Genomic DNA, 19,147 nt, shown 5'->3' with positions numbered 1-19,147 from the left:
AAATCATCGGATAGAATGATTTTGTATAAGCACCTTAATAGAGATTAAGGTGCATGTTTAATTATTGGGTTAGTCAGGGCGTTTTAAGGTGAAAATCTTATTTAATTGTCAGCTTTAGACTCTCACCAATTTAGAGACAAACGCAATAATGACTAATAATGCGGCGATCGTGAGTAGAGCGGTCGCTAATGTAAACTGAAAGGCAACAAAACCAATGGCGGCGGGGCCTGCTAAAATACCAAGGTAACCCAGTGTGGATACAGCAGGAACAGCTAACGCTTCAGGCATCGTATTTTGCTTACCTATCGATGAAAACATCACAGGTACAATATTAGAACAGCCAGCACCAACCAGCGCATAACCTATAATTGCGATGGATAAGTAAGGTGATAATACCGCGATCATAAAGCCTATACAGGCTAAAAGAGCGCCCCAGAACACCACCCGCGCAGAGCCGACACGCATTACTATTTTATCTCCAGTTAAACGGCCAATTGTCATTGTTGTGGCGAAGGCTGCAAAGCCCAATCCACCAAGGGATTCTTCTAGACCGTGGTGCTCGATTAAAAATACGGCACTCCAATCTAGTACCGTACCTTCCGCGAGGAAAATAGCAAAGCAAATAATACCAATGACCAGAACAATACCTTTGGGTATCGCGATAAGAGGGCCGGTTGGTGCATTGGCATAACTTAAAAAACCTTTGAAGCTGATAGACAGCAACAGTAATGAAACCAATGAAATAATAATTGCAGCAGCAATTGGTGGTGTACCCATTAATAAAATGGCACTCATAGCACCAGCCCCTACAATTCCACCTACACTATAGTAACCATGAAAACCCGATATGATGGGCTTCTCAGAAGCTTTGTCTACAATCACTGCTTGTATGTTCATGGCACAATCTGTTAGCCCAATACCGACACCAAAAAGCAATAAGCCAACAATCAATATACCGATATGTGATATTGCAGGGAGTAAAGGGAGTAGCAAGCAAAAGGCGATGGTCGAGGCCACCATCAGTTTACGACAGCCAAATTTTGCAGCAATAGCCCCGGTTAAAGGCATCGCAATCAGCGCACCGACGCCAAAGCAGAGAAGTAATAATCCAAGTGTGGCGTCATTTGCACCCGTATTGGCTTTGACAAAAGGGACAATTGCTGCCCATGAAGCGGTTGCAAAACCTGCAATAAAAAAGATAATCCGTGTTGCCACTTGCTCTTTTTTGGCTGGTGGCGTAGTCGGTGTTGTTTCTAATAATTCAGGAGATAGAGTCATTTTATCAATATATTTAGTTTAGTTATTAAATTATCTATGATGAAGAGTATCTAAAAGTGGATCATCTAATATCGGGTGGCGTATTTCCCTTTTCTGTCCATTTCTTCTTATCAGTGCGATGGCCCATTTGTCAGTCTATATAATAATAAAGGTTAAAGGATCAATATGATAGGGTTCTCATGCGAAACCAAAAAAATATTATCTATGTTAGCTATATTGATTTTGAAAAATAGCACGGTATCTCGAATGAGATAGAGATAATCAGTATGGCATTGTGGTTATATGTATTAAATTTATGACTTAGGGAAGTATATTAGGTATTAATAGCGCCTAGTTAAACAAGATTAATCAATTAATGTGTTCGATTACTGTTAGATACAATACAAGTTGATCATTCAGCGTTAAGGCGTGTTTTTAGAAAAAATAGGACACGACCACTTGCAGCCGTGCCACGAAAATTGTTTCACAATAGAATATCAGAATGCAAAAGTCCCAAGTGCTGACAACAGAATTTAGTCAACAAAATAAAATAATAATATATGATAACGAGTATGCAATATTCAGCATACCTTTATACATTAGCGTTTTCTCAGCATAATGAAATATTAAATTTCATTATGCTTTTACCTAATTTTATTTAGTTGAACTTTATTCAGAAGACAGCATTTTTAGTCCATGTTTAGCGCACTCTGATGTCTATAATCATGTCGTTATATTTTATGATTATAAATACGGTAAAAAATGAAAATAGGCTCTGTTATTTTATTATTAGTGGCTTTTACACTCACGGCTCACGCAGAAAAGGGTCCTGAGTTACAAAAAATTCAGGATAAACAAGGGAAAGAGATACATTACTACATAATAAAGCAAAGCGATAAAACAGCAAAAAACGTATTAGTGTTGATCCAAGGCTCTGATTGCAAAAGTGTTATTAATAACACTAAGATGATAAAAAATTTTGGCGCGGCATTTCCTAATAATGATATTTTACTGGTTGAAAAAACGGGATTAGATAGCCAAGTTGGAAAAAATGAGGATGGAGCATTAGTCGAAAATTGTCCTGTTGATTATATGAAAAATGATTCTCCATTAGAAAGAGCAGAGAATTATTTATTTTTAATTGGGCATTTAAAAAACCATTATCAACATATTATTTTGCTTGGAGGAAGTGAAGGGGCGGTAGTGACAAATTTAATTGTTTCTAACACGGATATGATCCAAGCCTCCATCTCATTGAATGGTGGCGGTCAGTTTTTTATTAACGATGTTATTTATAATATTGAAAAAACATTGCCTAATGAAGAAGTCGCGCAATCTATTGAAGGTTTTAAACAATTCGCTAAATCTGTAATACAAAATAAATTAGATGATAACCAATTTCCGAGTGAACATGGGGAAAAGTGGTGGCGTGAAATGCTAACAGTGAATAACCAAAAACTGCTTCAATCGATAAAAACACCTCACTTAGTGATTCAAACAATGGATGATATCAATGTAGATCCCCATAGTGTTGTGCGAATGATGGGGAAAATTAATAATCCACAGGTATCGTTTAAAACATATCAGGGGTTAGATCACTTTTTCCTCGATCAAGAAGGAAAATCACAAACAGAATTGATTGTGAAAGATATTAACGAGTGGTATCAAACCATAAACTAACTACTGTTTTAACGCCTCCTCCAAAAAACCTTCCGGGGAGGAGGTTCATTATCAATACGCTAATCAAGATAGTCTGTTAGGCGCTTGCAAAATAAACACCGCCAATCTAATACAGTTTTCACTATTTTTATTTTTTAGTGGCATTGAAACCATGGCAGTTGCTCTTTTCACAGATAAAAACATAGAAACCTTGTTTTAAATAATGATTAAAAATGGTTGATGTAGGAATGAGTAGCCATCAATCCACTATTCAACAATAACGCTGTGGTAACGAAAAAGGGGGGGAAACCCTAATTTTTTGTAGATAGATAACCCATCGCTTGATGCCTCAAGAAAACAACGTTCGACCCCATTTTGCGTGCAGGTTTTTAAAGCATGTTTAATCAATAAGGTTGCTAACCCTTGACGCTGATATTGTGTATCTGTACCGATATCGTCTAGGCGAGCCATGCTACCGTTTAAGGTTAGAGTTAATGCACTGACAGGGGTATTGCCATGAAATAATACATAGTGTAGAAGTTGCCCCTTTAGCTGTAAGGCTCTTTGGTGATAACGGATATATTCGTTGATGACTGTTGGATCATCCTCACTGTCAGGGGCTGCAAACGCAGTAATTAATGGCTGTGCCCATTCAGTCAGTTGTTCATTACTTAAGGCAATCCTATAGCTTTCAGGCAGTAAACAGTCAGTATGATCCACCATCTTTGATGAGGTTAGTACCATTGCCGTTGTTTCCCCATCATTTTCATACTGGTTCTTAGTCATAATTGGCGCGAGCTGTGGCAACACTTTTTCATGTACGACAAGGACATAAGTTTTTTTTGTTCAAAAAACAGTGCATTGCCTGCTTTAAAATCAGCGATTGATGCGCCGGAGTGTAAGTAGATAAAACTAAAGGCGGGAATAGGAAGTTCAGAGAAATATGCGATAGCTGTATCACTGATGCTTACGGTATTTTTGCAAATTCCTGACCAGAAATGACGCTCTTGTTGATAAAAACACAGCTCATTATTTTTCATTCAATTATCTCATTTATCAGTCTTATTATCCTAAAAGCCAGTCTACAAGAAGCGGATTTTCCTTAATAGCGTGCATCACCAATAGCGCATTTTTAGACCTATAATTTTGCTATTCTGTACAGTGGAACTGAAAAATACTATACTCCCCCTATGTATATGATGGATGACTAACGATGCCACATTCACCAAAAGAAAAAAAAGCGGTTCTGACTCGGGTCAGGAAATTAAAAGGACAACTGCTGGCACTGGAATCGGCTCTAGAAGATGAAGTGGAGTGCAGTGCTGTGTTGCAGCAAATTGCGGCAATTAGAGGAGCGGTCAATGGGTTGATGGCGGGGGTTTTAGAGAGCCATCTACGAGAAGGATTACAGGAGTCTGCAACTACGCAGAGCCAAAAAGAGTCAGTTGATGACGCTATTTCTCTTATTCGAACATACCTGCGTTAAAAATAAGGAATCAATATGAAATCACGTGCAGCGGTCGCATTTGGGCCTGGGGAACCACTGAAAATTGTTGAAATTGATGTGATGCCACCTAAGGCGGGAGAAGTATTAGTAAAAATTAGTCATACCGGTGTTTGTCATACTGACGCATTTACCTTATCAGGGGATGATCCTGAAGGCTTATTTCCTGTTGTGTTAGGCCATGAAGGGGCTGGTGTCGTGGTTGAGGTCGGGGAAGGTGTCACAAGTGTAAAACCGGGTGATCACGTGATCCCTTTATATACGGCAGAGTGTGGCGAATGTGTATTTTGTCAATCAGGTAAAACAAACTTGTGTGTATCCGTTCGCGCAACACAAGGTAAAGGTGTTATGCCAGATGGTACCACCCGCTTTTCTTATAATGGCCAACCGCTCTACCATTATATGGGATGCTCTACTTTCAGTGAATATACCGTGGTTGCAGAGGTGTCATTAGCGAAAATTAATCCAGAAGCCAATCACCAAGAGGTATGTCTATTGGGTTGCGGAGTCACAACGGGGATCGGCGCGGTACATAATACAGCTAAAGTTCAAGAAGGCGATTCTGTTGCAGTGTTTGGCTTAGGGGGTATTGGCCTTGCCGTTATCCAAGGAGCAAGGCAAGCAAAAGCAGGGCGTATTATTGCAATTGATACTAATCCTGCAAAATTTGAGTTAGCGCGCCAATTTGGTGCGACAGATTGTTTGAACCCTAACGATTTTGATAAGCCGATTCAGCAAGTCCTTATTGAAATGACAGAATGGGGTGTTGATCATACCTTTGAATGTATTGGTAATGTTAATGTGATGAGAGCTGCGCTAGAGAGTGCGCATCGTGGTTGGGGTCAATCCATTATCATTGGTGTTGCAGGTGCAGGACAAGAAATCTCGACGCGTCCGTTCCAACTGGTAACAGGGCGTTCATGGCGAGGAACGGCATTTGGCGGTGTAAAAGGTCGCAGCCAACTTCCAGGAATGGTCGAAGATGCCATGAAAGGGGATATTGAGTTAGCGCCTTTCGTGACTCATACACTGCCTCTGGAAAAGATTAATGAAGCCTTTGACTTAATGCATGAAGGTAAATCCATTCGTACAGTGATCCATTACGATTAATTGTCCGCAAGCCCGAAATGTCGGGCTTATCTTACATTCAAATTGATAAGGAGATTGTATGGAAAGGATTGAACGTCACGCCTGTTTTGGCGGCTGGCAAGATGTCTATCAGCACCATTCTACCGTATTGAATTGCGATATGAGGTTTGCGGCTTTTTTACCTTCTGAGGCAGCGAACAAACAATGCCCGGTTATTTACTGGTTATCGGGTTTAACTTGTAATGAACAAAACTTTATTACAAAAGCTGGCGCACAGCAGTTTGCAGCAGAGCATGGTGTTATTTTGATCGCACCTGATACCAGCCCTCGAGGTGAACAGGTTGCTGATGATGAGGCATATGATTTAGGGCAAGGTGCAGGGTTCTATTTAAATGCAATAAGAGAACCCTGGGTTAGCCATTATAAAATGTATGACTATATTGTCTCCGAACTGCCCGCATTGGTCGAAGCGAACTTACCCGCCAATGGTAAACGTGCCATTTGTGGGCATTCTATGGGGGGGCATGGTGCATTGATGATTGGCCTACGTAACTCAGACCGTTACTGTAGTTTATCGGCTTTTGCGCCAATCGTTGCTCCCACACAAGTACCATGGGGGCAAAAGGCATTTTCTGCTTATCTCGGTGAGGATAAATCGCTTTGGTCTCGCTATGATACCATCAATTTATTGAATGAGGCGCAATCGACACCGCCGATGTTGGTTGATGTGGGAACGGCAGATCCTTTTTACCAAGAACAATTACAACCTGAATTATTTGATGAAGTGTGCAAGCGTAAACGCCATAATTTCACATTGAATTTACGTGAAGGCTATGACCACAGCTATTATTTTATTGCTAGCTTTATTGGTGATCATATTGCATTTCATGCACGTTATCTTAAGTCGTAATTATCGGTTGGTGATGAAATTGTCATCACCAACCCCTATTTTTTATACAGGGATTTGATGTGAATACAGTGCCAGACACAATCACGTTTTATGAGCGGCTGCTACCTTTGGTTATCTCAGGTAAAAAAGTCATTACTATTCGTGATCAACATGAAAGCCATTACGTACCGCACTCAGTTGTTAAGGTGTTTGCTCTTGAAACGGGGAAGTACTATACGGATATAGAAATCCTCTCTGTTGAACCGATCGATTACGATGATATTTCGGAGTATCACGCAACACAGGAGGCGATGACGCTGGATAATTTAAAAAGCCTTATTCGTGAAATTTATCCAACAGAACAATCACTATTTGTTATCCATTACCGTTTAGTGGAATAGGATTAATTGAACGAAAAGGTTGAGATAGCTTTATTTTTAAGCACATGTTTGGAGGGCAATTAAATGGTATCGAGGAGAGGCTATTTAAGGAAAAAGCCCCTCATACCGTGGTTAAAAATTATTTTTGGCGTGCGGCGACGCGTTTTTTCATATCATTGAGTCGCTGCATCAAGGCTTCGATTTCTTCAGAATAAACGTCAGTAAACTCTTTATCGAGTACAGTGATTTCATCATCATAGACTTCGACAAAGGCACCATCTTTGCGAACACCCCATACATGATTACCGTCACCATAGATTGTGAGTAAAGGGAGAACATCTGTGATTTCAAAACGCTCAACAAGCTGTTTATAAGCTTCTAAAATACTTGCCCATTCAGGGAGATCATCGGTATCTATACCAAGGATCACTACACCACAATGGAATGTCCATGCAGGAGCCACATCAAATAATTTTGCTTCAGGCCATACAGACTCTTTGGCCATAATGCATAGCCCATTGGTTTTCATTGAGAATGTGGCGAATTCTTCAGGAATTTTAATCCCCGTTGATGTCTCAATAAAAGAGACAGCTTCTGCCGTTGGTGGAACTGAGGCAACGGCGTGAAATTCTTCTTTATTGATGGGCTTTAATGCCTTCCAAATTTGCTCATGAAATTGTTCTGGCGTCATGACAAGCTACTCCTTTCTCTATGATTTGTCGCGCAAATTTTATTATATAAAAAACAGAAATCATGTAGGCAAGTTCCGAATGACCCATCGTCGCAATAAGCTCCCTTTTACTTGAGTGAAAATGTGGTTTTCATTATCGTCCACTAAGCAAACTAGATTACTTTCCCCATAATAAACTCAAGGCTTTGTTGAGTATGGCGGGTAAATATAACCTCTTTGAGTTTATGCATGCCATTTGCTTGATAAAAACTGAGCGCCGAGTGGTTATCAGCGAGAACATCTAACCATAATAGGGTATCACCATGCTGCTTAGTCAGAGCTTCAATCTGCTTAAATACGAGGGAGCCATTGCCTTGCCCCGTTTGGCTAGGTAAAAAGTAGAGCTTATTGAGTTGGGTTCCCTGAATTGTTTCATCAGGGATAGTGGAATGGTAAGTTAATTTGACTAACCCGATAGGTTGGGAATTCTCAATCACAAACCACTCAATATTCGATTGCTGCATATCACTTATAATTTTAAAGGGAGAGTATTCATGATAAACATAGCTGGCTAGCTCATCTGCATTTTTCCATCGCTTTGCAAAGTGATAGAGGTAGCTTTCCATGCCTATCTTATAGAGTAATTGTGCGTCTTGTTCTGTCGCTTTTCGGAGTATGATTTTCATAAATATATTATTTTTCAGATTGTTAATATTATAAGTACATCATAGCAAGCATTTCTTCATCATCTTCATCTAACCCAATCTCTTGAAAACCAAATGATGAGTAAAATGATTTTGCGACGCTATTTTTAGGGCTATAGCAAATTTCAATGGCTTGCAATGAATTATCTTGCTTAATTTCTGCTAGGGCTAACGCCATTGCTTGACGGCCAATACCATGATGTTGATGTGACTTATCAATCATAAAGCGCCAAATAGCAACGGTGTTATCTGATTTCGGTACCCACATAAAAAAGCCTACGGGGGTATCATTCAGGTAAATGCCTCTAGTGACATACTCCTTATTATATGCTGCTTCAAGCAGAGACCATGTATTTGAAGCAACAAAATCTTCTTGTTCTTCAAACACCTCAAGTAATGATATTGCTTCGTAATTTTCTTTGGTTATTGTACGTAATTGAAGATTCATCTTTGCCTCCCATATCGAATAATTAGTCTATACAACTCATTATTCAATGCCTACAGAAACGTCCGTATAGCGCATTTTTGGCGCGAAAAAAGAGTGAGGAGATGAACAGGTTGGCTGATTGACGGTGTTTAACCATGGCGCTTCTTATTTGTTTAAGAAGCGTAAATCTAGGTGAATACCGCTGATTTATAGATCAATTGATGTTGGGAACGCTGTTTTGCATAGGGGATATGAAGGGGATTATCAGCCTAAGTTAATCGCGGTAAATGAGAAGACGGCTCACAATAGCATGAGCCGTTTTTAATTATTGATTAACTATTTTGTTGATTTCGGGATAAGCAAATAGGGCTGGTGCGCCCCCTGTATGCACAAACAGGACCGGCGTTTTTTCATTTGAGTTTTCTAAATAATCGATTAAACCAGCCATTGCTTTGCCTGTATAAACAGGATCTAACAAAATTCCCTCACTGCGAGCCAGTAGGGTGATAGCGTTTAGGCCTGCTTGATTTGGCATGCCATACATAGGTTCAAAGAATCCATCCCAGAGCGCTATTTCTGGCGTTTTTAAAATAGCGAGTAGTTCAGCTAATTCCCGCTGTATTTTTTCAACTTTTGGTGCCTGATCTTGCTTAAAACGTGACACTGTCACACCTATGACTTGAGAGTGAGGTAACAGCTCTTGTAGGCCGATAGCCAGACCTGCATGGGTGCCCGCGCTGCCCGAAGCCACAATGACTTTATCAAACTCCACTTCTAAAGGCTTTTGTTGAGCAATTTCGATGGCACATTGAACATAGCCAAGAGCGCCAAGGGCATTAGAGCCACCGACAGGAACAATATAAGCATCTTCTAATGCTAATGTTTGAATGAGTTCTTCCATTTGAGCTTGAGGGTCGGTTAAAGCCTCACACATGACAGATTCAGCCCCAAATAGATTGGTCAGCAATTTATTGCCGTTATGCAAAAAATTAGGGTCGTCACTTTGTATAGGGTTCTCCAGTAAAGCAATACATCTTAGCCCATACATAGCCGCAACTGCCGCCGTTTGGCGCACATGATTAGATTGAATTGCACCTGCGGTAACAATCACTTTTGCCTTTTTCTCTAATGCGTCAGCAATAAGAAACTCTAATTTTCGTAGTTTGTTTCCTCCCATCGCGAGAGGCGAAATGTCATCACGTTTAATAAAGATCTCACGACCATATACACGAGATAAGTTTTCAAGTCGTTCAAGGGGAGTCGAGCTTTTGTTCAAACTCAACTTGGTAAATTGGGCTAGTTTTTGTTGTAGTGACATGTCAACTTCCTCGGAAACTAATGTGAAAAACCTAAGTATAGATAAATAGCGAGTACCATACTTGCAGTGACTAATGCATAGGGCATTTGTGTTCGAATATGCTCAATATGATCACAATCTGTCGCCATTGACGCGACAATCGCATCAGCGGAAATGGGTGAGGTCATATCACCAAAGATTGATCCAGAAATGGCGGCACCTATCATATATTCAATAGGCATACCGACGGATATCCCTAGCTGCACGCCAATAGGGATCATAATGGCAAAGGTGCCCCATGAAGTTCCTGTTGCCAACGACATAATGGCGCTAATGATAAAAACAAAGCCAATAGAGAAGCCGGGAGCCATCACCCCTTGTGTGACGCTGGCAATATAAGTCCCTGTATTTAGCTCCGCTGAAACATTCCCCATTAAAAAGGCTAAGATCATAATTGAGCTGATTTTTAGCATATTGGCATAGCCAATGAATAATTCTTGAAAGAAATGCTCAATATTGAGCAATCGACGCCCAATAAACCAGCAAAAAGAGACAGCAGTACCAAACATGACTCCCCAATAAACGGACGTTGAGCCACTTCCTTTACTAAAATCACCATCACCAGTGATATACAAGGCAACGGGAACCATTAATACAGTTGAAAGGATAGGAATGAAAAAGTTCAAAACGGAGTGAGCATTGGGGTGATCAATAATATCCGTTTCGTCATCTGCGTCATGCTGCTGAGAATCGGCTTCCACGGTATGATTAGCCTGATATCGCATCTCAGCCTTTTTCATTGGGCCCCAAGATATATTCGTGAATACGTAGAATAAAATAGTGGCAAGCGACAACCAAGCCATCAAATTATAACCGATTGATTTAATCAAAATATCAAAAGGTTCACCAGTGATAAGCCCTTGTGAGATCTGGACGCCAATTAACCCCATAATCACTGCCCCCCAACCGTTGATAACCGCGGAAGAGCAAACAGAAACACAAGCGGTTTGGATGATATAAGACATTTTTTCCGGTGCGACGGCGTATTTGCGTGCGAGGTTTTTAGTCGAAGCGCCTGCGACTAGCTGATTAATGGAGCTTTCTATGAAAATTAATGAAGTGATCAAAATAGCCAAAAGTTGAGTGGTGACTCGGTTTTTGACTAGCTGTGTCCGATTGGAAAGTAGTTGGACTAATGCGCGAACGCCTCCCGTGACTACAACTAAGCGCATAATTCCACCAATCATCACCATAAAGACTATTGTGCGTGTATTTCCCGGTGATGCGAAGGTATCAATAACGCCATCGACAGTTCCTTTGATCCCAAGCAATATATTGTGGTCATGAATAACGGTAAAGCCGACCAAGATCCCTAGCATGAGCGAAAGCATGACTTGGCGGGTGAGGATCGCCAACAGAATAGTGACGATGGGAGTAATAACTGTCCAAATACCATAATCTTGCATGTGGTTACCTATTTGCAATGAATTTTTTATTTTAAAATTATAATTATCGAAAAATCATAGCACTGATAGGTAAGATTAATGAATAGATAACTGTTTATTCGCAGCGTTTTGTAACAAAAAAGTCGGCATGAATCGACCGGAAGTGTATAAAAATGATAGTTATAGGCAAAAGAGCCATTAGGCAATAGCTCTTTTACTGTTGTTTATGAACAAAGAAATTATGTGCGGTTTTTCCATTCTTGATAAGTGATCCGACTTATTTCTTCAATTTTCGTTTCACCTATTAATTCCATGTATTTGGGTTCAAGGGTGCCGTAATGGGTTAATCCGCATTTTTCTTGAACGGCTTTAGATTGCAGATTGCCTTGAAAATAACCACTCCATAAGTTCTCTAATTTTAAATCGGCAAATCCGTGGCGAATGATCTCGCGAACCGCTTCAGGGATTAAGCCTCGCCCCCAGAATGGCACTCCTATCCAATAACTGATTTCAGCATCGTTTTTTCCGATAGGTAATTGGCTATCAGCCTGCATGGACAAACCAATTAAACCAATAGCACGGTTATCTTCTTTTAAAGCGACAGCATAAACTTCGTCACGCATAAACATCGTTTTGATGATGGAGCGGCTTTCTTCCACACTTTTATGAGGGGGCCAACCCGCGATAGGTCCAACACGTTCATCTTTCGCGTATTCATACAAGTCGTTAGCATCGCTTTCTTGCCAAGGGCGAAAAATTAGCCTTTCAGTATAAAGTTTCATCGAGATTTTCCTTATTGTTTTCTAGATACTGCCTATTTTAGGTATTTTTGTGATAGAAATAAGCGCAAAACCTCGTTACTTTAGGTACTTTTGCCAACACATTATCCATATTGACGCTCACAGAGGGCCTGCATGCTGAACTCATTTAATCACCGATATTGTGTACCTCATGTTATAAGCACGGGGGAGACAACGTTGGCAAGATCACAGTTTACGCCACTTGTACCAACCTATGTCGCCGTATTGATTTGTAAAAGAGGAAGAGCCGTTTTTAATATTAATTTTAAAAAATATGTCGTAAAAGCAAATGACATCATTGTGTTGTATGACGATACGTTTGTCATGGTGCAACAGTGTTCAGGGGCTTCTCTGTTTGATTATTTTTTACTTGAAAAGGATTTTGCAGTTGATGTCGCTTTTCAGTTACCAAATCCACTGTTTGCATTTTTTAATGCGTCGCCGGTGCTATCTGTGGAGCAAGCTGATTTGGCTGCGTTACAGCAATGGCAAGCGTTATTCGATTTTATTATTCAACAACAGGGCGAATACGTAACGACCATGTTATGCCATCATGTGCAAAATTTCTTTCTATTGATAGCCAATAAAATGCCACCAACACCCCTTAAACAAAAAGCACAACAAAGCCGTAAAGAACAGTTGTGCTGGCGTTTTTGGGATATGATCACACAGTATTGTAAAGAGCATCGAGACGTCCAATTTTATGCACGGAAATTAGCCGTCACACCATTTTATTTGTCTCAAATCACCAGCGATTTTTTTAATGATACCCCAAAGGCGTTGATTGATAGGCAAGTTGTACTCGAAATCAAAGCGTTGTTAGGTGGTGGAGATAAATCAATCAAAGAAGTGGCGGCGCAACTCAACTTTGAGGACACCTCTTATCTCTGTCGATATTTTAAACGGCATACAGGGCTAACCTTATCTAATTTTAAAAAAGGTCATCGTCGTGATGTTACTGACTAATCAGCTTGTCTCAATCTGCGTGCCATGCTTTTTCACAAAATCAATAAAACAGCGTAACCTAGGTGAAACCGCTTGGTTGCGATAGTAAACAGCATGAATAGGTTGTTTTACCTCATCGGTCTGTTCAGTTAGAACCTGCACTAATTGGCCATTTGCGAGTGCCTCATAGCTAACGAAATCAGAAGAAAGTAAGATCCCACAGCCTTGAACCGCTAAGTGGAATAACACTTCACCGCTGGCTGCGGCAATATCTGGCGTTATTTTAAGTGGTGTGCCATCTGCCATTTTTATCGGCCAAATATTTAATGTTTCCGGAGCAGTAAAACCTAGCAAACGATGGTGAATTAAATCATCAACGCTGCTGGGAACACCATATTTTTTGAGATAAGCAGGGCTAGCAAGTAGCCGCTTTTGACTATAACCAATTAATGTTGCATTTAATGATGAATCTTTTAGAGAGCCGATCCGAAAGGCGACATCTGTTTTTTTCTCTAATAGGTTAGTAAACCCTTCAAAATTAGTAATTTCTAACTCAATTTGTGGGTACTGCTCACTAAATAATGGGAGCAAAGGTGCTATTACACGGGTTAAAAAAGGCGTCGACGCATCAATACGCAACTTCCCAGATGGAATGGTTTGACGTGCTGATAACATCTCTTCGGCTTCTTGAGCAAGCTGGACTATCTCTCGCGCCTTTTGCAAAAATGCTCCCCCTTCATCACTGAGTTTAATTTTACGTGTTGTGCGATAAATCAGGGTTGTTTGTATTTTTTCTTCAAGCCTAAGAAGGGTACGACTAACTGTTGATATTGTCATATTCAACTGTTCTGCCGCTGCGGTAATAGAGCCGCAGTCAACCACGCTAATAAATACTTGCAACTCTTCAAAGGTCATTTTCATTTTTGCAATTCCGGCAAAAGTTTTTCTCACCTTAACGGCTTTTTCATGACACATCAATATGAAAAGATCACGCCACTTTAGTGTACTCAATAAAAAATAAGTATTTATTAGCAAGGTCTATTTATGAGAATCAATGTCGCACTTTTTGCATTATCGATAGGTGCATTCGCTATCGGCGTAACTGAATTTTCCCCGATGGGGATGTTGCCTTATATTGCCAGCAACTTGGATGTGGCTATTCCTTCTGTCGGATCAATTGTGATTATTTACGCGTTAGGTGTCATGATTGGTGCTCCTATAATGACATTGGTATTAGTCAAATATCGCCCTAAATACGCACTGATCTTACTTATGTCTATATTTACCATAGGCAATTTATTATCTGCGATGTCACCTGATTTAGTGACGCTGTCACTTTCTCGATTGGTGACTAGCTTAAATCATGGTGCATTTTTCGGGTTAGGAGCAATGGTTGCCGCGAGTGTTGTTCCTCCTGGTAAGCAAGCTAGTGCAATCGCTGCGATGTTTATGGGGTTAACGATCGCCAATATAGGTGGAGTACCTTTGATGACAAAACTGACCCAAGTCATAGGGTGGCGACAGGCTTTTTTGGTCATTTCAGGGTTAGGCGTTATCACACTCATTAGTTTAGTCTTGGCGTTGCCTCGCCATTTAAAGGGTCAAGTTGTCAACGTTCGGGCTGAATTGCGTATTTTACGAAAACCCCAAGTGATGTTAGGCATGTTAAGTACGGTGTTAGGAGCTAGTGCGATGTTTACCTTGTATACTTATGTCGCACCGATGTTAATGCAATTTATTGATGCTTCTGACTCAATGATCACACTAATGCTGGTGATTATCGGTGTCGGTTTTTCTATCGGTAACTATCTTGGTGGGCGATTTGCGGATCGCACTTTATATGGAACATTGTTTGTGTTCTTTGGCATGTTGGCCTTAAGTATGGTTATTTTCCCAATGATAGGTACGACAACAATAGGTGCCGGACTAGGGTTAGCCCTGTGGAGTATTTTTAGTTTTGGCATTGTTCCCCCTTTGCAAATTTTAGTCATGAAAGCCGCGGTTGGGGCGCAAGCGTTAGCATCTTCGGTGAATGTAGGCGCTTTTAACCTCGGTAATGCGATTGGTGCAGCGATTGGGGCTAGCGTATTATCATTCGGCTACAGTTACTCAACGGTGAGTTATATGGGAACGTTAGTCGCATTATTAGGTATTGTGGTTTTATGGTTGAAAGTACGTCAAAACTTACGAAAAGAAAGTACTCAGCCAGCGGTCTGCATCTGTGACTAATGCGACTAAAAAGCAAGAGATGGAGTTTGTTGCTGCCTTATTTAACGAATAATGGCGGCAACACACGATAGAAATGGAGTATGACTATGGCAACAGTAAACAAATGGTTAAGTGATGAAGCACGTTGGCAAGCGATTGTTGCCCGCGATAAAGCCGCGGATGGTCATTTTGTTTATGGTGTCCGTACTTCACGCATTTACTGCCATCCGTCAGCCGCGGGGCGTTTACCGAAACGAGAGAATATCGAGTTTTTTGATAACGAACAACAGGCGTTAGATAAAGGCTACCGGCCCGGTAAACGTAGCACGAAAGAGGCTGCTCAACTTGAACAATTTTACCAAGAAAAAATTGCACAAGCCTGCCGCTATATAGAACAAAGCGGTACGTCAGTGAAACTCGATGATATTGCCGCTTTTGTGGGGATCAGTCGCTATCACTTTCATCGCTTATTCAAAGCTCAAACAGGGCTTACCCCAAAAGCTTATGCTGATGCTTACCGGCATGGGAAGCTGCGTCAGCAATTACAGCAGCAATCGCGTATTACTGATGCGATTTATGATGCTGGATTTAGTTCAGATAGCCGTTTTTATGAAACCTCGGCGGAGCGCTTAGGCATGACGCCAACAGCATGGAAAACTGGTGGCGAGGGAGCAAAAATCTACTTTGCATTAGCCATGTGCTCATTAGGCGATATTTTAGTGGCGCAAAGTTCAGTCGGGGTCTGTGCTATTTTGTTGGGCGACGATCCTGAAAAACTGCTCAAAGACTTACAAGATAAGTTTCCTCATGCTGAATTAATCGGGGGAGATAGTGAGTTTGAAACGTTGGTTGCACAAGTAATCGGTTTTGTTGAAGCACCCGAAATTGGATTAAATTTACCCTTAGATATTCGCGGTACAGCATTTCAGCAACGTGTTTGGCAAGCATTGCGCACTATCCCTGTTGGCACAACGGTCAGTTACAGTGATATAGCTAAACAGATAGGTCATCCAAAAGCGGTAAGAGCGGTTGCCGGCGCTTGTGCGGCAAATATGCTGGCTGTGGCAATTCCTTGCCATCGAGTGGTGCGAAATGATGGCGCTTTGTCCGGTTATCGCTGGGGTATTGCACGTAAACGTCAGTTGTTGGATAAAGAAGCGGTGAGTAAATGATTCGTTTAACAAATAATCACAACGCAAAATTGTTTGCCATAATTATATCTCGTTAACACTTTTTCAACCTAATATGGGCAAATGACCTATTGTGACTATCGTTCGTTTTGTATGTTTTGCTTCATTCTAAGCAACATATTGAAAGGAATTTAAGATGGTCACAAGTATCTATAAAGATTTATCTCTAGCGCCGGCTGGCGAACAAAAAATTGCTTGGGTGCGTGCTCATATGCCGCTATTGCGTGCTTTAGAAGCTCGCTTTAGTAAAGAGAAGCCTTTTGCGGGCAAACGCATTGCATTATCTATCCATTTAGAAGCGAAAACCGCTTATCTTGCTCAAGTTTTTGCCGCTGGCGGTGCGAAAGTATCGGTGACTGGCAGTAACCCTATGTCGACTAAGGACGATATCGTAGCGGCATTAGTGAAAAGTGGTATCAATACATTTGCAATTCATGGTGCTAGCGCCGAAGAATACCAACAATTTGTAAAAGAGACACTGGCATGTGAGCCTCATATCGTTATCGATGATGGTGGCGATTTAGTGCATGAATTACACAGTGTTTATCCTGAATATGCAGGTCATGTTATTGGCGCTTGTGAAGAAACAACTACTGGCGTGTTAAGGGCGATGGCTCGTGAAAAAAGCCATGAGCTAAATTTCCCGGTGATCTCCATTAATGGGGCGCAGTCTAAGCATCTCTTTGATAACCGTTATGGTACAGGGCAATCTACGTTTGATGGCATTATGCGCACAACTAACCTAGTGATTGCGGGTAAAAAAGTGGTTGTTGCGGGTTATGGCTGGTGTGGTAAAGGCTGTGCGATGCGTGCAAAAGGCCTTGGTGCTGAAGTCATTATTACTGAAATCGACCCAATCAAAGCGCTTGAAGCGAAGATGGATGGTTTTGAAGTCATGACGATGGAAGCCGCAGCACCACTAGGTGATATTTTTGTGACCGCAACGGGTTGCTGTGATGTGCTGACTGAGGTGCATTTCAGTTTAATGAAAGAAGGGGCGATCATTAGTAATACCGGACATTTTGAAGACGAAATTAACCTTAATGCGTTGCAAGAATTGTGTGTGAGTACCTATGAAGCACGTCAAAATATTGAAGCCTACTGCTTGAAAAATGGTCGTACCGTTTATTTGTTGGGGCGTGGAGCATTGGTCAATATCGCTTGTGCCGATGGTCATCCAGCAGAAATTATGGATATGAGTTTTGCTTTACAAGCCTTAGGCGCGGAATATCTACTCAAACATGCGCTGGATAAAAAAGTGTATGCTGTTTCCGATGAAATCGACAGTGAAGTGGTGCGATTAAAATTACAAGATATGGGTGTTTCCTTCGATACTCTCAGTGATAGGCAGTACCAGTATTTAAATGCCTTTGAACTGAAATAAAAGTTAAAAGTAGGCGGAGGACGCTGATGTCGATACTGAATAGCCTTTTAGGTATTGCTGTCATATTATTGGTTGCATACCTTTGTTCTAACAACCGCCGTAGGATAAGCCTACGGCTCGTTTCCATCGCACTATTAATGCAATTTACTTTTGCATTTTGTATGTTATATCTGCCAGCTGGCAAGCGCGTTATGATGTGGATGGCGGATAAAGTCACCGCATTATTAGACTATACACAAACAGGCACACAATTTTTGTTAGGGGGCTTAGCCACTGACAAAATGTTTGATCTGCTTGGTGCCGATGGGTTTATTTTTGTATTTAAAGTACTACCTGTACTGGTGTTTTTATCTGCACTATCGGCCTTACTGTTTCATGTAGGTATTATGCAGAAACTGATCATCTTGATTGGTGGAGCATTACACCGTTTGCTTGGAACATCACGAGCGGAATCAATGTCTTCAGCTGCAAATATTTTTTTAGGGGTGACGGAAGCGCCGTTAGTGATCCGCCCTTATTTAAAATATTTATCCTCTTCAGAATTTTTCACCATTTTGGTTGGGGGAATAGCCTCAATTGCGGGAACCGTGTTACTTGGTTACGCCCAGTATGGCGTGAAAATTGAGTATTTACTGGCGGCTTCCTTTATGTCGGCCCCAGCAGGATTACTGTTTGCGAAATTGTTTTACCCTGAAACTAAAGAGAACAGTGATAAATATACAACAGTCAGCTCCATGAAAGGCGAAAAATCTGAATACCGTAATAGCATTGATGCGGTAACTCAGGGGGCTAGCGTCGGGGTTAGTATGGCGCTGAATATTGCGGGTATGCTCTTGGCTTTGTTAGCTATTATTGCAATGTTCGATGGCATAATGATGTGGGCAACTAGCTTTACTGGTTATGAAATTTCGCTCACCCAGTTGATTGGTTGGCTATTTTCACCGATAGCATGGCTGTTAGGCGTTGATTGGAATGAAGCTCAGTTCGCAGGGCAGTTATTAGGCCAGAAAGTATTATTCAATGAATTTATTGCATATGCTAATCTACAGCCTTATTTAGATGGTTCTATTTTGCCAGCGACAGGCGAAGCATTGAGCGTTAAGACACAAGTGATCCTCTCGTTTGCTCTGTGTGGTTTTACTAACATAGGTACAATAGGGATTGCGATAGGTGGCATCGGTGCGATGTGTCCTGAACGTCGTGGTGAATTGACGAGTATTGCATTCAAAGCATTTGGTGCGGCTATTTTGGCGAACTTAATGAACGGTGCTATAGCAGGGCTAATTTTAGGTTAATCAT

At 41.1% G+C, this 19,147-nt stretch carries 20 protein-coding genes; 10 read left to right on the top strand and 10 right to left on the bottom strand.

Translation table 11 applies throughout. The features are described from left to right. Positions 1–114: 114 nt before the first annotated feature. Complete coding sequence (locus PSF11_RS02810; RefSeq protein WP_004919762.1) at positions 115–1,278, bottom strand: MFS transporter; 1,164 nt, start codon at positions 1,276–1,278, stop codon at positions 115–117. A 741-nt stretch (positions 1,279–2,019) separates the two neighbouring features. On the opposite strand from PSF11_RS02810, the gene PSF11_RS02805 reads away from it, so the two are divergent. Continuing rightward, entirely contained in the window at positions 2,020–2,937 is a 918-nt protein-coding gene (locus PSF11_RS02805; protein ID WP_014658348.1) for an acyl-CoA thioester hydrolase/BAAT C-terminal domain-containing protein, read from the top strand. A 246-nt stretch (positions 2,938–3,183) separates the two neighbouring features. Here PSF11_RS02805 and PSF11_RS02800 read toward each other — a convergent pair whose 3' ends face one another. Both PSF11_RS02800 and PSF11_RS21175 read right to left on the bottom strand, forming a co-directional pair. Then, positions 3,184–3,702, bottom strand: a complete 519-nt coding sequence (locus tag PSF11_RS02800; RefSeq protein WP_312029018.1) for a GNAT family N-acetyltransferase — start codon at positions 3,700–3,702, stop codon at positions 3,184–3,186. Further along, the gene (locus PSF11_RS21175) at positions 3,699–3,956 is read right to left on the bottom strand and encodes a hypothetical protein (RefSeq protein ID WP_231136229.1); all 258 of its coding nucleotides are present in this window, start codon (positions 3,954–3,956) and stop codon (positions 3,699–3,701) included. Before PSF11_RS21175 ends, PSF11_RS02800 begins: the two co-directional genes overlap by 4 nt. Before the next feature lie 173 nt (positions 3,957–4,129). On the opposite strand from PSF11_RS21175, the gene frmR reads away from it, so the two are divergent. From frmR to yqfB, 4 genes are read left to right on the top strand one after another with little or no spacing between them, the layout of a single operon-like run. Continuing rightward, a complete protein-coding gene (gene frmR, locus PSF11_RS02795; protein ID WP_004919776.1) occupies positions 4,130–4,402 on the top strand; it encodes a formaldehyde-responsive transcriptional repressor FrmR in 273 nt (90 codons plus the stop codon). 15 nt (positions 4,403–4,417) lie between these two features. Further along, positions 4,418–5,530, top strand: coding sequence for an S-(hydroxymethyl)glutathione dehydrogenase/class III alcohol dehydrogenase (locus PSF11_RS02790; protein WP_004919779.1), 1,113 nt, complete (start codon positions 4,418–4,420; stop codon positions 5,528–5,530). A gap of 58 nt (positions 5,531–5,588) precedes the next feature. Further along, positions 5,589–6,419 carry an S-formylglutathione hydrolase gene (fghA, locus tag PSF11_RS02785; RefSeq protein WP_040133128.1) on the top strand — a complete coding sequence of 277 codons (831 nt, stop codon included), beginning with the start codon at positions 5,589–5,591 and terminating at the stop codon, positions 6,417–6,419. Positions 6,420–6,478: 59 nt separating this feature from the next. Further along, a complete protein-coding gene (gene yqfB, locus PSF11_RS02780; protein WP_036940233.1) occupies positions 6,479–6,799 on the top strand; it encodes a N(4)-acetylcytidine aminohydrolase in 321 nt (106 codons plus the stop codon). A gap of 118 nt (positions 6,800–6,917) precedes the next feature. Here yqfB and PSF11_RS02775 read toward each other — a convergent pair whose 3' ends face one another. The 6 genes from PSF11_RS02775 to PSF11_RS02750 form a co-directional block, all read right to left on the bottom strand. Then, positions 6,918–7,469: a hypothetical protein gene (locus tag PSF11_RS02775; RefSeq protein WP_053110205.1), complete on the bottom strand. Its 552-nt coding sequence runs from the start codon at positions 7,467–7,469 to the stop codon at positions 6,918–6,920. A gap of 152 nt (positions 7,470–7,621) precedes the next feature. Next, positions 7,622–8,134: a GNAT family N-acetyltransferase gene (locus tag PSF11_RS02770; RefSeq protein WP_004919788.1), complete on the bottom strand. Its 513-nt coding sequence runs from the start codon at positions 8,132–8,134 to the stop codon at positions 7,622–7,624. Positions 8,135–8,162: 28 nt separating this feature from the next. Beyond that, positions 8,163–8,600, bottom strand: coding sequence for a GNAT family N-acetyltransferase (locus PSF11_RS02765; RefSeq protein ID WP_053110204.1), 438 nt, complete (start codon positions 8,598–8,600; stop codon positions 8,163–8,165). Positions 8,601–8,904: 304 nt separating this feature from the next. Beyond that, positions 8,905–9,897: a D-cysteine desulfhydrase gene (locus PSF11_RS02760; protein WP_004919792.1), complete on the bottom strand. Its 993-nt coding sequence runs from the start codon at positions 9,895–9,897 to the stop codon at positions 8,905–8,907. 17 nt (positions 9,898–9,914) lie between these two features. Beyond that, a complete protein-coding gene (locus PSF11_RS02755) occupies positions 9,915–11,342 on the bottom strand; it encodes a Na+/H+ antiporter NhaC family protein (protein ID WP_004919795.1) in 1,428 nt (475 codons plus the stop codon). Between the two features lie 218 nt (positions 11,343–11,560). Beyond that, positions 11,561–12,103 (bottom strand): GNAT family N-acetyltransferase, encoded by a 543-nt coding sequence (locus PSF11_RS02750; RefSeq protein ID WP_072502257.1) that lies wholly within the window; start codon positions 12,101–12,103, stop codon positions 11,561–11,563. 195 nt (positions 12,104–12,298) lie between these two features. Between PSF11_RS02750 and PSF11_RS02745 the strand changes: the two genes are divergently transcribed. After that, positions 12,299–13,087 carry a helix-turn-helix domain-containing protein gene (locus PSF11_RS02745; protein WP_223854770.1) on the top strand — a complete coding sequence of 263 codons (789 nt, stop codon included), beginning with the start codon at positions 12,299–12,301 and terminating at the stop codon, positions 13,085–13,087. On the opposite strand, the gene PSF11_RS02740 is transcribed toward PSF11_RS02745, so the two are convergent. Then, entirely contained in the window at positions 13,088–13,987 is a 900-nt protein-coding gene (locus PSF11_RS02740; RefSeq protein WP_172955140.1) for a LysR family transcriptional regulator, read from the bottom strand. It abuts the gene before it with no gap. A 123-nt stretch (positions 13,988–14,110) separates the two neighbouring features. Here PSF11_RS02740 and PSF11_RS02735 point away from each other — a divergent pair, with 123 nt between their 5' ends. The 4 genes from PSF11_RS02735 to PSF11_RS02720 all read left to right on the top strand — a co-directional run bounded on the left by PSF11_RS02735 (position 14,111) and on the right by PSF11_RS02720 (position 19,143). Further along, entirely contained in the window at positions 14,111–15,295 is a 1,185-nt protein-coding gene (locus PSF11_RS02735) for an MFS transporter (RefSeq protein ID WP_014658358.1), read from the top strand. 86 nt (positions 15,296–15,381) lie between these two features. Next, positions 15,382–16,446: a bifunctional DNA-binding transcriptional regulator/O6-methylguanine-DNA methyltransferase Ada gene (gene ada / locus PSF11_RS02730; RefSeq protein WP_040133132.1), complete on the top strand. Its 1,065-nt coding sequence runs from the start codon at positions 15,382–15,384 to the stop codon at positions 16,444–16,446. Positions 16,447–16,600: 154 nt separating this feature from the next. After that, complete coding sequence (locus PSF11_RS02725) at positions 16,601–17,848, top strand: adenosylhomocysteinase (RefSeq protein WP_272682734.1); 1,248 nt, start codon at positions 16,601–16,603, stop codon at positions 17,846–17,848. Positions 17,849–17,874: 26 nt separating this feature from the next. Next, positions 17,875–19,143 (top strand): NupC/NupG family nucleoside CNT transporter, encoded by a 1,269-nt coding sequence (locus tag PSF11_RS02720; protein ID WP_014658360.1) that lies wholly within the window; start codon positions 17,875–17,877, stop codon positions 19,141–19,143. Positions 19,144–19,147: the final 4 nt, after the last annotated feature.

This window comes from Providencia sp. PROV119 (genome assembly GCF_028482435.1).
Classification (GTDB): Bacteria; Pseudomonadota; Gammaproteobacteria; order Enterobacterales; family Enterobacteriaceae; genus Providencia; species Providencia stuartii.
Note: the sequence above shows the minus strand (reverse complement) of the source record. Positions and strands in the feature narration are given on the sequence as shown.